We start from the raw sequence: 13,895 nt of genomic DNA, 5'->3' as shown, positions 1-13,895 counted from the left end.
AGCGCAACAATGAGTACATTCATGCTGAAAGGAAGAAAAGCTCATGCTCAGCCCGTTAGTATTCATCTCTCACGGTTCCCCTGATGTAGCCTTGCAGGACGGTGCAACCGTGCAGTGCTGGCAACAATTGGGGCAAGAATTGCCGCGTCCGCGTGCCATCCTACTGCTGTCGGCACATTGGGAAACTGCCCAGCCGATGATCAGCACCGCAGCGCAGCCGCAGACCATCCATGATTTCGGCGGGTTTCCGCGCACCCTGTATGAGATGCAGTATCCCGCAGCTGGGATGCCGGAACTGGCGCAACGGGTTGGGGAATGTCTGGCGGCTGGTGGCTTCACGCTGGGAGAACATCAGCAGCGCGGGTTGGATCACGGCGCATGGATTCCACTGCGCAATATGTATCCGCAGGCGGATATACCGGTTGTACAGCTTTCCATTCAGCCGCACGCGGGTACGGAATGGCACTGGCGGCTAGGGCAGGCGCTACGCCCCTTGCGTGAAGAAGGCATCCTGATCATGGCTTCCGGCGCGGTAACGCACAATTTCGGCTGGCTGAGCCGGACGCAGACGCCGTTGCCGCAAGCGCAGGTTTTCAGCGACTGGCTGGGGGAAAAGCTGGCGGCACGCGACCTGCCAGCTTTGCTGGATTACCGGCGGCAGGCTCCGCATGGGGTGGATTCGCACCCGACCGAGGAACATTTGCTACCGTTGTTTGTGGCTTTGGGTGCAAGCGGCGAAGACGAGTCGCTGACCCGTCTAACGCCGGAGTATTGTTATGGCGGGCTGGCGATGGATGCTTATGTTTGGGATTCTTGATGAAGGGTTCAGTTTGAAGGCGTACTTTTTAGCAGTTTTGCCCATAGTTTATGCACAACCCGGGTGGTTGTTTGCGGTAGCCCCTGGGTCAGTTTAAGACTATCCTGCACGAAGTTGGGGTATTCTTTTTTGGCTCATTATGTGTTTCAGGGTCTTAGCCCATCAGCAGGGACAACAAGGAATGTAGAGCAGCTTGTCCGCGTTTCCTGATGTTGTGCAGGCACTCGAAGAAGGCGAGGTAACACGGCAGTTTTTCCTGGGAAATGCCCCGGTGCGGGCGTAACCATGAACGTAGCAGCGACCAAAAACCTTGGCTCTATGTGGAATACCGTGGGTAACTGAACTCCAGTTTGCCGCACAGGAAGTAAACCATGTTGATGAGGTTGTGGGTATTGCGGAACCCCCGCGCCCGCCGTTTGGCCAACTGTATTTTGTGGTTGATGCCTTCGAGGATGCCGTTGGAGATGTGTGATTCAACGAACCGGATGATCCCCGACCAGTGCGCCCGGACGGTGTTGGCAAACGTCTGGAAGGCCGGGATGCCAGCAGAATCCACCTCATCACACCATTGTTGCAGGAAGGCTTCCGCCGTTTTCCTGTCGGGCATTGTCCACAGGTCGTTGAACAGCACCTTGAGACGGTGGGCAGTACCCAGCGTGGGGTAGAGGGTGATGAACGCTGCCAGTGACTGCTCCTGCTGTTCTGACAGGTTATCGTAGTTTTTCAGGAAGGTGTACTTGTGGCCTTTGAGGTCGGCATGTTCCTTGCGCTCCAGCTTGCGCACCTTGTCCATGGCCTTGTTCAGCAACTGGGTGACGTGGAAATGGTCAAAGGTGATGGCGGCATCCGGGAAGGCTTCCCTACTCCGGCAATGAATGCAGGCGACAGGTCAATGCTGACATCGGTGATTTGTGACGGTTTCACCTCATGGCTGGCTAGGTGTTTCTGGATCTGGGACAGCGTTTCCTTGCCCTTGCCTTCGGTGGCATGGGCGACGCGGCGGGCATCCAGGTCAACCCCCACGGTGATGTAGTTGTGCCCTTTGCGGGTGGAGGTCTCGTCCACCCCCAGCCGGGTGATGCCGGACGGGTCATCCTGCTGGCGGCCTTCACAAACCCAGTGGTTGAACACCGTCCAGATGCGTTGCGGGTTGACCCGCATCAGTTCCGCCACCCGGTTGACCGGCATCTCCCGTTCGATCAGTGCCATGGCCAGCGCCTCAAACAGCAGCGTGAAGCCACTTCCGGGACGCGCCCAGGGGACGGCAACCGTCTCAACCTGACCCGATCCGGTGCGGATGCGCGGGACACGGCAATGCAGGTAACAGGTATGCTCAAAGAAGTTCAGGTGCTGCCAACGCCGCTCCACCGTGTCATGCACCGGGCAAGGTTCCCCGCTTTGGTCGGCAAAACGGCTGCCACGCGCGAAGCTGATACGGATGTGCAATTCCTGGCGTCCTTCCGTCCCGCTGAAGTCGATGCTGTCCACCTGCCAAGGTGAGGTCAGCCCCAAGGCCATTCCAAATAGTGTGTCGCTGTTCATACCCTTAGGATAATCTACCCACTACGATTCACATAGAGCCAAAACCTTCCATGGTGTTGACGTGGACTTCATGGAAACCGTCGCCATCCTCATCACGGGCATATTCACCCGCGCCGTGGTTGACTGTCTTATGATCGTAACCCCACTCTTCCAACTGGCTGTAAATGCTGTACTCGTCGGTATACACCAGCGTGCCAGCCGCCACGGCTTCCAGTATCAGGGGCTTGATCGTGGCCTGTTTGACGTTCGCCAACATACGGATCACTACCTCCCCAGAGCGTTGGATCATGCCAAAGATGGGCGGTTTGTCTTTCTCCAGCGTGCCGCGCCCCGGTGCGCCTTTCAGCCCCCGGCACCGCCCCTTGCGGCCTGCACGCATAACGGCTGCCGGGTGTCCCTTATGCCCAGCTTTGACGTAAACTTCATCCAATTCAACATTCCCAGACAGGCTTACCGGTGTTTTTTTTCTCAATACCCTGCCGTAACTGGCCCGTCATGGCCTGCACATCGTCTTTGTTCAATCCCAGTTCGTGGGCGATTTGCTGGTTGGACAGGTTCAGCGGCATCAGGTACAGGCATAATATCCATACCTTCAGCGGCTGATGATGCCCCTCAAACACCGTCCCCGTCAGGTCATCAAAACGCTTGTTGCAACCTTTGCACTGGTAGCGTTGCCGTTCCGGCTGCCGGTCATCTTTGCCCCGGCGGATGGTTTCCCGTGAACCGCAATGCGGGCACACCACCCCATCAGGCCAGTGCAACGCGCGGACTTGCTGGTAGCAGGCTTCATCACTGGTCAGGCTGGCTATGCTGATCAAACTCCCCACCGGCTTCCCTATTCTGGCTTATCGGATGGTTATCAGTTGGGGGAGGTCGTTGCCAATTTCAAGGGGCATTCGGCAAGACCCCGAAACACATAATGAGCCTCTTTTTTTAATTGCCCGTATTCCTGAGTACTCTTTTCCGGCAGGTGAACATGTTGAGAAATGGCTGCCCGTAACACTGACCCCCACAGATGCCGAAACTTGACCTTGTTGGCTTCCCGCATGGCAGCCAGATGGCGGCCTTCCCGATAATGGTAGATGCATAGCGCAAGATGATACCAGTTAGGGTAAATCGGGCTGATATTGATACTGTCCTGGATGAGTTCGACCCCTGCCTCCCATTGTTCCAACGCGATATGGAGCAGACCGATGGAATTGTTGAGGTGGCTGTCCAGTGAATTAATGGCTTGTGAGCGCATCATAGCTTCCACAGCGGCAGCGTCTTCCCCATTGAACATACAGGCTAAGGCATAGAAAAAATGTGAGTAAGCATTACCTGGGGCAAGTCGTAGCAGGGCGGCGGCTATTTGTTCAACATGCTCTTCTATGTGACTAATGGCCTGATATTTCATTATATATTCCCAGCCACAATAATCACCAAACAGGATAAGGGCTGTTACATCCTGTGGATGCAATTCCAACCGCTTCTTACAGATATGCAAAGCCGTATGGAAACCGTCTTGAGACAAGCCCCAACAGTATTGGCGATATGCCACCAGAATTTGCTGGTGTGGGGGAATGGGTCTGCCTGACTCCAGAATCTGACGCGCCCAATGATCGTGTGCAATGCCTTTTTCAAAGCCTATAGTGTCATGGGAAATACGCTTGAATACCTGCTGACAAGTCAACTCATCGGGGTAAGACTCACCCAGTTCAAATGTATGCGCCCATACAATTCTTTGGTTAAGGCTATGCACCAGACTGCATTTCAGGTTGAAGTGAGTATCTTTTACATGCAAATCAAAAAATAATATGAAATCCGCATCGCACTGGAGCGGTATATCCTCTGACGGGCTGGTTGTGAGTATCTTTTACATGCAAATCAAAAAATAATATGAAATCCGCATCGCACTGGAGCGGTATATCCTCTGACGGGCTGGTTTGACGATAGAGATTTTCGTCAGCAAACATAACCTGACAAAAGCTGAAATGGGTCAGCGCAGTTACATAATCACGGGTCAGACGGGTGATAAATGCCCAGCCAACTGCCTCATTCGTCATGAAATTGCGGGGAATGCAAGCAACACCGGGCCCCGACGACTGACTGAATGCCGTTCCTTCCCGCAGGCTTGGTAATTGAAATGCCGTGTCTGTCTGCCATTGGAAAGTCGGGCAGTAACTACCCAGCGGTAAATCAATACGGATTGGATCAAAGCGCCCTTCGGTCAAATAATACTCACTCAGCTGATCACGCAGACGCCCGGCTTGCACCCGGATCAACGGATTTTCTCCAGCCTCGAAATCTGGCGGTCTATGCAGCGCATTGGTAGCTATTGCGTATTGCGTGATTTCAGATTGTCTGCCTGCCATGCTTTCCTGAACAATGTAATCCAGAAATTTACACAGAATTTTACGTGATCGAAAACAACGGCTTGTTAAAATCCGTTTAAGCGCGGACTGTATAATATGATTATCAATTTCCATGGTGCGTAACAACGACAGCTTGCCCGACTAATGTTATCGAATATTTCATAAAGTGGGATTTATAACTTTATTTATTAATCTACCATAATATGTCTTTAAGTTATTATTTATTCTTCAAGGCGTTCCGTTATCCAGAATGGCAGTTTTCGATGCAAAATTAACTTATCCATTAACCATTATGTGAAAAACGCCTTCCACAGGAATAACAGTGATAGTGAAATTTCAGACGCGAAAATAAACGCTGCCACCAGTTCGGCCGGACTCGGCGAGCTGGGGAATTACAGTTAGGACAGGTAGCAAGGTTGGTTCCTGCAATGGCAAGAGATGGGTGGTGGTATTTCATTATTCTGATCGTTCCTATGCGACTTCCTTTATAGTAGTGAAAATTTATCAACTATCAACAAGGTATCAAAGTAACAGAATTTTGTTACATGCACCGGAATGACGGCACTTTTTCGCATCTATAAAAAAAGTCACCCGGAAGGAACCAGGTGACCGCTATACTTGCGAGGGCTGAGGATTTTTTATTAATTAAGAGTATGATGAATGTGTGTAAGACATAGCGCTTATCCTATATATGTCATGAAGTTATTGTAAGTAACGGGATACTGTAACGCCTGAATAACTAACAACAAAGAGCTACCCTAAAAAACCCACCACCAGCGCATTAAACCGCGCAGCATGTTCAATCTGCGTCCAGTGCCCACATTGCCCGAACACATGCAGTTCGGAACGGTCGATCAGGTTCACCAAGTCATAGGCATTCTGTAACGGAATCACCTTGTCATCGCGCCCGTGCACAATCAGCGTATGGTGCGGCAGCGCGCGGATTGCTTCCTGCGGGCTGGTCATCGCATCCACCCACTGCTGACGCGGCGCGGGGAACATGCTGGAAAATGATTCCTGGAAACCGGGGCGGATGCTGGCGTTGTAACGCAGTTCCGCCAGTTCATCCGTCACCAGCGCGCGGCTGTAGGCGAAGATGTCGAGCAGCGCCTTCATATTTGCCAGCGACGGCTCATAGCCCCATACTTTGTCCAGCCCGTCGGTAATGGCGAACGGCACGCCGACGCTACCCATCAGCACCAGCTTGTTGACCCGCTCGGGGTGGCGGATCGCCATGGCCAGCGCCAGCGCGCCGCCGAAGGAATTGCCGACCACCGACGCCTTGTCGATTTCCAGCGCATCCAGCAGACCGACTGCCTGTTTGACCCAGTTATCCATGTTGTAGACCGCATCCGGCTTACGTTCGCTGAAGCCGAAACCGGCCATGTCGGGTGCAATCACGCGGCACTGTTGCGCCAGATCGGGGATGGTCAGCCGCCAGTTCGCCCATGCGCTCACGCCGGGGCCGGAACCGTGGATCAGCAGCACCGGAGCGCCGCTGCCCTGATCGTGGTAATTGGTCATCACGCCTGCGGCATTGATGCTGTTGGCAATTTCAGGATTCTGTGTCGTCATGTGTATTTCCTAAAAAACCCCCTGTCCGCAAGGGAGCAAGGGGGAGGAGTCAATCAGATATTCTTGAACAGCGGACTCTTGGTCGCTGCCTGGCTGCCCTGGTTGTAGAAGTTCTCCATGAACATCTCCTTCTCGAACAGCCGCCCCTGCATCAGGGTGGTGATACAGGCGTCGATCATCGGCGGCGGGCCGCACATGTACGCCTTGTTCCCGGCAAACTTGCCGTCAAAATGCGCTTTGGCCGCTTCGTGCACATAGCCGCGCAAGCCTTGCCAGCCGGAATCTTCCGGCTCGTTCGACAGCACCGGCAGGTAGGTGAAATTGGAGTGCTCGGCGGCCAGTTCCTCGAACAGCTCGCGGTAATACAGCTCGGCTTGGTTGCGCGCGCCGTAGATGAAGGTGATCGGGCGTGTTTCACCCCTTTCAAACAAGTCCAGGATCATCGACTTGGGGCTGGACAGGCCGGAGCCACCCGCGAGGAAAATCATCGGTTCCGGTGCGGATTCGCGCACGTAGAAACGCCCGTAGGGGCCGGAAAAACGGATTTCATCGCCGACTTTCAGTTCGTTGTGCAGCCAGGTGGTGCCTTTGCCACCTTCCACCAACGCCACGTTCAGCTCGATCAAATGCTTTTCGGAAGGCGGGCTGGCGATGGAAAACGCGCGCGGCTGGTCTTCCAGCCCCGGAATCAGCAGGTTGATGTAGTGCCCGGCCTGAAACTCCAGCCCGTCATTTTCAATCGCGATGAAAATGGCCTTGATGCGCGGCGTCAGGGTTTCGATCTTGGAAACAACGCCGGTGAAATCGCGTACCGGGTGGTTGTGCGCGTCCGGTTCTTCCTCAAGATCGGCTTCCAGCGTCAGGTCGCTTAAGGGCGTGGCGCAGCAGGCAAGGCATTTGCCTTCCTCGCGTTCCATGTCCATCAGCGCGAAAGGTGAGGCGGAGCCATGGTCGATGTCGCCGCTCAGCACTTCGACCTTGCAGGTGCCGCACAGGCCGTGGCCGCAGGCGTGCGGCAGGTAGATACCGGCGCGCAGGGCGGCATCCAGCAGGGTCTGGCCTTCTTCGACCTCGATGGTGTCGCCGGTGGGTTCGATGGTTACTTCGTAGGTCATGATAGCCTCCGTGGAGGGGGAATCACTCCCCCTCTCCCTTTATTAATTCCCCGTCCCCTGATACCCCTCCAGCCCCGGCGTCCGGAAGCGGATCAGCGACTTGTGCCCGACCCCGTTGTCCTTCAGGCTTTTGCCCATGTCGGGGGTGAAGGATTCGCCATCCAGCATCCATTCCACCTTGTCCCACTGGATTTGCGGGAAGTCGGGGTGCGGCCCCATCACGCTCGGCAGCACCGCTTCGGTGAGCGCGCCGAACGGCATGTCGGGCGGCAGCGGGTAAGCGCCAGCCGTAGAGATACTGGTGTGGTAATCCCAACCAATAAAGACGAGTTGATTGCCATGGAAACGGTCGACGCTATCCATCATCACGATGGGGTATTCGCCCTTGAGTGTTTTGACTGCCATGTGTCGTCCTCCTTACGCGGCTTCGGATTGGTTGGATTCAGCCGCTTCGCCGTGCATGGCTTTCCAGCGGGCTTCGTCGGCGGAACCGGCGTAATCGCCACCGTCTTCCGGGTGGAAGTGATACCAACCGAGTACGTCCGGAACCGTTGGGCCGCCGCAGTTGCCCTGGAAAATCTGGTGCACCGGCAGCCAGGCATGGACAAACTTTTCCGGTTCGTGGTCGAAGATGTCCTTGCAACCGTCGGAACAGGTGTGGAACTTCTCGCCGTTGAATTCACTGACGCGGTAGGCAATCTGCATCGGATCATCCTTGCTGACTTCGGTAAACAGCATCGGAATCTGGCAAACCTGACACAGTTGCGGGAGACCCATGTTGAAGAAGCGCTTGCCTTCCTTCGCCATTTGCCCCCACATCTCGTAGCGCGGACGGTAGTATTTGTCGAAGGTGTTCGGATACTTTTCGGACAGCCAATCCATTTTCTTCTCGCTAGGCAGCCAGAAGTGCATGGAAGCGGCATGGGCGAAAGTATACAGCGTGCCCCAGACCTGATGGCTCAGGTGCTCGGCCTCAGCGGTGGCGACTTCGTGATATTTCGGCATCCGCAGGCCGTAACGCGCCAGATCGTTGAACAGCGCGCCAGCGTTTTCGACGAAGTAGATTTCCCAGGCTTCCTTCCAGGACATCGGGCTTTCCGGCAGCATGTAGTCCTGCATGGCGGAAACCAGCGCCAGTACGCGGTAAGCGCGCCAGAAGTGCTTGTCGATCCAGCCCTGTACGATCGGCACGTTGTCTTCGTGCTGTTCCAGCAGGAACTTGATGATTTCCAGCCCCAGGGTCATGTGGCGGGATTCGTCCGACTGCGCGGAGAAGCCGAAGGTCACGGTGGCCATGTCGCCGTTGTAGGCCGCGCCCGACATGAAGGGCACGAACAGCAGGTTGGTCAGCAGGTATTCAAACGCGAACGAGATGGAGGTGATGAACTCGAATGGCCCGGCTGAGCTGGCGTCATCGAAATAGGATTTCGGCACCGACAGATACCACACCCGGTCAAACATGTGGAACGGGTCATGCATCCCGTTGAAATGCTTGTTGTAATGGCTGATGGTGTGGATTTGGGTCTGGGCGTGACGCAGTTCATCCAGCGACTGCATCTGGCAGGCGATTTGCGCGCCTTCGCCGCCGAACTGGCGCGCCAGCCGCGCGAAATTGCGGTGTGCGGAGTACTCCAGCGGGGTCACGCCCTGAATGAACAGTTTCAGCGCGTTCACGTAGCTGGCGTCGGCCAGGTTCAGGTGGGCGTTGTTCTGGGCGAAACTGTCCATGACTGCGTACAGTTTCTTGTCCTTTTCGGCCTGGTATTTCCAGTAGGCGTCAATGGTCAGGCGGAACGGGTCTTCCCACTTGCTCCAGTCGGTGATCTTGATGCCTTCGTAGGTTTCGTTGGAAAACACTTTGTCGCGCGGCTGGTAGCTTGGTTCCCAGCCCAGGCCACGGGTCAGCAGTTCGTAGCGCTTGCGCATGTTGAGTTTTTTAGCCATGTTCGTTGCTCCTCCTTAGTGGCGTGTAACGCGGAAGTAATCGTCGTCTTCGTCGATGTTGCCGGACAGGGAAATCAGCGTGAGATGCAGTTCCTGCAAGTCAATGTCACGCCCTGCCAGTTCTTCCACCACATTGCGGGTGATACCCAGTTCACCCATGGCCTCGAAACGCACCAGACCGGGTTGATGGATGACGGTGGCTGCCGGGTTTTCCTGCGCCAGTGCGTCGATAAAAGGACGGGCGTCCGCCGTGTCCTGAAAAATCATGAATACTTTGCTGTCAGACATATCGGCCTCCTCACACCTTGATGCCTTGTTTTGCCAGCCGCGCCAGCAATTCTGCTTTGACTTCCGCTACCTGTTGCGTCGCGCCGTCACCGAAGGCCAGCTGCGCGATGGGCATGACGGCCTGTTCCATGCGGGTCAGCCACTGACCAGCCCATGTCGCCAGCAGTTGCGCGTTTTCGGCGGATTCGGCGGCGGTGACTTTCAGCAACTGATTGGTCCAGCGCAGGTTTTCGTTGTGCCATTCGCCCATGAACTGGGTCATCATCAGGAAGGTGCTGCCGCCTTGCGCTACCAGCGTGGGGATGAAACGTTCGTACACCAGCGGGTAGATCAGGCCATCCATGATCACGTTTTGTGCCAGCAGGATTTCAAACCAGTCATCCAGCACGAAGCTGTCTTCCATGGCGTGACGCAGGGGTTGCCAGGCGGGGCTTTCCATCCAGGCGGTCTTGGCGGCGTTGAGGGTGGTTTCCTCGTTACCGTCCATCAGCAGGGCGATGCGTGACAGGTATTGCGCCATGCCGATGCGGTCGAAGCCGTTGAAGGACGCTGCCGAGGTGATGGTCGTGCCGTAACCGCGATGGCAGATATCCTGATTGTTCATGTTCGCGCCGTATTCGTAGTGGCGCAGCGGAATCAGCACCTGCCGGACCTGATCCTGCACCGCAGCAGGGACGCTGGCCAGCAGGTTGTTTTTTTCGATTAGCTCGAAATTGTTATCCATCGACTCCTGCTGTTTGGCGCGCGCGGTGACATAGCTGGTGTAGTAGTACTGGCGCGGGTCGGTGAAGGCGTACCAGTCCTGCATGACGATGGCGGTGAGGCTGGTGTCATACAACTGCTTTTCCGGCTGCCAGGTGGGCGGGTAGTGGAAATTGGTGGTCGGCTGTATGTCGTAAACCGCTTCCTGATAGCGCGATGCAGGCCGCTCATCGCCGACACGGCGGGCGACGTGCGCGTAATTGACGCGCAGCGGTTTGACCTCTTTCGCGGAAATGTTCAATGACATGGATGTTCTCCTCTCTCTTGGAAACAAAAGGTGGTGCTTGCGTTACTGCTTGACGCCGGGTTGCCCGTAGCGCCATTTCAATCGGTCGTAATCGACCTGCGCCTGCTGTTCGGTAGTCAGTTCCTGCGCTTTCTGTTTGCTGCAGAACTGGCGAAACTGCTCGAAAGGCAGCAGTAGTTCCACGAACAAGGTCGGGTCGCCGATCGAAAAGTCGAATTCGACGAAACGGTTGTTGCGCACGCCGGTGACGCGCACGTAGCGGGGCTGCTCAGTCAGTACGGATGTATCGGTCTGCATGTGATTGCTCTCCTCCAAAGCACAATGACATTCAGGTGGGAGAGGTACTGCAAGGGGTGTGCCAATGATTGTTAGTAATTGTTTTTAAAACACTTAACTGAAAAGCAAAGGAGTTTTTCTCCTGATTTATTGATTAATTCATCAGGTAAAAAGATTGGGTTTGATGATTTGAGGAAAGTCGAAAACAGTGTTGCCAGTATTACAGGGCGGAGGTATATTCATATTGGTAGTGCCGAGTCTGGTATTCCAACAAGTCTTTGGCAAGACGTTTCAAGTCATGCTCAAGCCCCCAGCTTTTTGCTAAAGGCTCAACTTGTGGATTGGTGCTGACTGGCGGTTTAAGCAAAGAGCGTAGCTTGCTGACATTGGCAAACAGCAGCTTTTTGCGCTCATCCGTTACACAATTGTAGCGTAACAGACGGTCAACGAGATAACCGGCGCGTAAACGGGCTTGTAGGCTGGTTTGGGGTAGATGATTAAAATCCGGCGTGAAATCCTGATACCAGATACCCAGCGCTACTACTTTGACATCATCAAGGCTGGCCTGATCAAACTCATGGCTGACCAGTCGCTCAAATGCAATGTTGGCGTCAGTCGGCATCACAGTTTCCGCAGTTCTCGTAGGGGAGTCCCAACAGCAATTTGTTATTGCACAAGCATACACTACTTGGGGTTAGGCCAGCCCCAGCTTCTTCAGCCGGTAACGACACTGTGGGCCACTAATACCCAGCATCCGTGCTGTTTCCAGCACATTGCCGCCCGCTTTTTGCAGCGCCTTGTCGAGAATCTGCTTTTCCAGCGTCTCGAAGTCGATGCCGGACTGGATCATGCGGGTCAGCAAATCTTCCAGTACGTCAGGGCTGGTCGCGCCTGGTTCGAGATTGCCATCCTTGCCGATCACCATGAATTCGTCGGTTGGATGCGGCATCCCCAAACAGATGTGGGTGGATTCGATGCGGGCGTCGTTTTCGGCCAGGATGACGCCGCGTTCGAGAATGTTTTCCAGTTCGCGGATGTTGCCAGGCCATTGGTAAGCAGAAAATCGCCGCAGGGTGTCGTCAGTGACGCCCAGTACTTGCTTGCCGTACTTGCCGTTGTATTTGTCGATGAACTTGCGGATCAGGCCGGGAATGTCGGTACGGCGTTCACGCAGCGGCGGAATGGTGATGGGAAAAACATTGAGGCGGTAATACAGGTCGGCACGGAACCGCCCATCGCGCACCATTTCCAGCAGGTTGGCGTTGGTGGCGGCGATCAGGCGCACGTCGACCTTGATCTTTTTGGTGCCGCCGACCCGCTCGAATTCACCGGTCTGGATGGCACGCAGCAACTTCGCCTGTGCGCGGGCATTCAATTCCCCCAGTTCATCGAGGAACAGGGTTCCGCCATCGGCACGTTCAAACCGCCCCGGTCGGGACTTGTCGGCACTGGTATAACCACCTTTTTCCACCCCGAACAACTCCGACTCCACCAGTTCACGTGGTAAGGCGGCGCAGTTGACGGCGATAAAGGGGCCATCGCGGCGTTTGCCCATCCGGTGCAAAGCCTGGGAGAACACTTCCTTGCCCACGCCGGTTTCGCCCAGCATCAGCACGGTGACATCGGTTTCCGCCGCTTTGTGCAGCAAATACATGATCTCCTTGATCTGGGGGGATTCAGCAATGATGTTTTCCGGGCGGGCGCAGGCGGTTATCTCCTTGCGTAGGAATTGCACTTCCTCTTCCAGTGAATGCAGTTTCTGCGCCATGGAGTTAAGGGAAAACAGTTGCTGGAGTTCGTCAGCGTCTTCCCATTCTTCCAGCGGCTTGCCGATGATGCGGCATTGCTTGTCGCCCTTGCCAACGCATTCCACTTCCTTGAAATAAACCGGCCTGCCCATGAAAGTGCTGGTGTAACCGGTGGCGTAGCCAAGCAGATTCCAGCACACAGCATGATCCGATAGCCCGTACAGGCGCATGTGTTCAGCGGCCTCGAAGGAGTTTTTCCAGGTGAATTCGCCGTAAAAGTGGCCGCTGGCAAAATCGATGTCCATGCGCACCGGTTCGACGCTGACCACGCCTTCCAGCGCGTGCAATTGCGGGCCGACCAGAAAGGCGTCCATCAGGTCGTCATCGGCGCGGATTTGACGGGCGAGTTGCGCATCCGACTGGGCGGCGGCGTAACCCATCCGCATCAGGATGCCACGGGCGTAATCTTCCCCAAAGGATTCAATCAGTTCACTGCGCATGGAACCAAAGGCGGAAGCGTGCAGCAGGATCATGCGCTGCTGCCCGAGCCAGATATTGCCGGAATCCCCCTCGAAACGGATCATGGCTTTCAGATCCTGGTTGGAAGGGTAGGTGAATTTTTTTCCTTGGCCGCTCATGAACAGGCACTCCTCAATGTCTGTCGTTTTTCTCCTGTTTCAAGCATAAAGGAATCATGAGCGGATGCAAGATATATATCGATATTTATAAAAATATCGATATTTTAAAGTACATGACTCTGATCAAGCATAAATCCCGGCTTCGGCTTACGACTTGCACAGATAAAACAATCCGCCAATCAGCCTCTTTGGTAATCCCCTGGGTAAACCCATCACGGGCGTTTTTATACCTCCCTCCGTACAGCCTTGTCTCTAATCTCAAATTGAGATAGCATAACCGGATAGAAATGGAGGCAGACATGCATATCATCACCCGCAAACGCATTACAGAAGCGGCACTGGAGCACCCAGACTGTGCAACAGCCTTGTTGGGTTGGTATCAAGTGATGAAATGCGGCAACTTCACCAACTTTGCCGACCTCAAAACGGCCTTCAACAGCATCGACAAGGTGGGCAGGCTGTACGTGTTTGACATTGGCGGAAACAAACTCAGGCTGATCGCCGCCATCCATTTCAACACTGGCAAAGTGTTTATCCGGGCGGTGCTAAGCCACCGCGACTACGACAAAGACAACTGGAAGGAGTGAAT

General features: G+C 54.9%; 13 protein-coding genes and 3 pseudogenes. 2 read left to right on the top strand and 14 right to left on the bottom strand.

The window, feature by feature from the left end:
• The first annotated feature begins 43 nt into the window (after positions 1-43).
• A complete protein-coding gene (locus tag THINI_RS21260) occupies positions 44-817 on the top strand; it encodes a DODA-type extradiol aromatic ring-opening family dioxygenase (protein WP_002710563.1) in 774 nt (257 codons plus the stop codon).
• A 154-nt stretch (positions 818-971) separates the two neighbouring features.
• Here the strand turns inward: THINI_RS21260 and THINI_RS27420 are convergent.
• The 14 genes and pseudogenes from THINI_RS27420 to THINI_RS21180 all read right to left on the bottom strand — a co-directional run.
• Positions 972-1,130: pseudogene (locus THINI_RS27420) on the bottom strand (IS1595 family transposase); the annotation flags it as partial.
• A gap of 3 nt (positions 1,131-1,133) precedes the next feature.
• Positions 1,134-2,359: pseudogene (locus THINI_RS21255) on the bottom strand (ISL3 family transposase).
• Between the two features lie 31 nt (positions 2,360-2,390).
• Positions 2,391-3,186, bottom strand: a pseudogene (locus THINI_RS27415) (IS1595 family transposase); the annotation flags it as partial.
• A gap of 32 nt (positions 3,187-3,218) precedes the next feature.
• Complete coding sequence (locus THINI_RS25425; protein ID WP_154724474.1) at positions 3,219-4,100, bottom strand: tetratricopeptide repeat protein; 882 nt, start codon at positions 4,098-4,100, stop codon at positions 3,219-3,221.
• Between the two features lie 43 nt (positions 4,101-4,143).
• Positions 4,144-4,713 (bottom strand): hypothetical protein, encoded by a 570-nt coding sequence (locus THINI_RS21225; protein WP_040839671.1) that lies wholly within the window; start codon positions 4,711-4,713, stop codon positions 4,144-4,146.
• A 753-nt stretch (positions 4,714-5,466) separates the two neighbouring features.
• Positions 5,467-6,288, bottom strand: a complete 822-nt coding sequence (locus THINI_RS21220) for an alpha/beta fold hydrolase (RefSeq protein ID WP_002710562.1) — start codon at positions 6,286-6,288, stop codon at positions 5,467-5,469.
• A 53-nt stretch (positions 6,289-6,341) separates the two neighbouring features.
• A complete protein-coding gene (locus THINI_RS21215) occupies positions 6,342-7,403 on the bottom strand; it encodes an NADH:ubiquinone reductase (Na(+)-transporting) subunit F (protein ID WP_002710561.1) in 1,062 nt (353 codons plus the stop codon).
• A gap of 42 nt (positions 7,404-7,445) precedes the next feature.
• Positions 7,446-7,808, bottom strand: coding sequence for a phenol hydroxylase subunit P4 (locus tag THINI_RS21210; RefSeq protein ID WP_002710560.1), 363 nt, complete (start codon positions 7,806-7,808; stop codon positions 7,446-7,448).
• A gap of 12 nt (positions 7,809-7,820) precedes the next feature.
• Positions 7,821-9,347, bottom strand: a complete 1,527-nt coding sequence (locus THINI_RS21205; protein ID WP_002710559.1) for an aromatic/alkene/methane monooxygenase hydroxylase/oxygenase subunit alpha — start codon at positions 9,345-9,347, stop codon at positions 7,821-7,823.
• A 15-nt stretch (positions 9,348-9,362) separates the two neighbouring features.
• Positions 9,363-9,635 (bottom strand): MmoB/DmpM family protein, encoded by a 273-nt coding sequence (locus tag THINI_RS21200; protein ID WP_002710558.1) that lies wholly within the window; start codon positions 9,633-9,635, stop codon positions 9,363-9,365.
• 10 nt (positions 9,636-9,645) lie between these two features.
• Positions 9,646-10,644, bottom strand: a complete 999-nt coding sequence (locus THINI_RS21195; protein WP_002710557.1) for an aromatic/alkene monooxygenase hydroxylase subunit beta — start codon at positions 10,642-10,644, stop codon at positions 9,646-9,648.
• Positions 10,645-10,686: 42 nt separating this feature from the next.
• Positions 10,687-10,941: a phenol hydroxylase subunit gene (locus THINI_RS21190; RefSeq protein WP_002710556.1), complete on the bottom strand. Its 255-nt coding sequence runs from the start codon at positions 10,939-10,941 to the stop codon at positions 10,687-10,689.
• Positions 10,942-11,140: 199 nt separating this feature from the next.
• Positions 11,141-11,542 (bottom strand): hypothetical protein, encoded by a 402-nt coding sequence (locus THINI_RS21185; protein WP_002710555.1) that lies wholly within the window; start codon positions 11,540-11,542, stop codon positions 11,141-11,143.
• Between the two features lie 72 nt (positions 11,543-11,614).
• Positions 11,615-13,306 carry a sigma-54-dependent Fis family transcriptional regulator gene (locus THINI_RS21180; RefSeq protein ID WP_002710554.1) on the bottom strand — a complete coding sequence of 564 codons (1,692 nt, stop codon included), beginning with the start codon at positions 13,304-13,306 and terminating at the stop codon, positions 11,615-11,617.
• 299 nt (positions 13,307-13,605) lie between these two features.
• On the opposite strand from THINI_RS21180, the gene THINI_RS21175 reads away from it, so the two are divergent.
• The gene (locus THINI_RS21175) at positions 13,606-13,893 is read left to right on the top strand and encodes a type II toxin-antitoxin system HigB family toxin (RefSeq protein WP_002710553.1); all 288 of its coding nucleotides are present in this window, start codon (positions 13,606-13,608) and stop codon (positions 13,891-13,893) included.
• The last annotated feature ends 2 nt before the right edge of the window (positions 13,894-13,895 follow it).

This window comes from Thiothrix nivea DSM 5205, from assembly GCF_000260135.1.
In the GTDB taxonomy this organism is placed as follows: domain Bacteria; phylum Pseudomonadota; class Gammaproteobacteria; order Thiotrichales; family Thiotrichaceae; genus Thiothrix; species Thiothrix nivea.
This window is presented reverse-complemented; position numbering and strand designations above follow the sequence as displayed.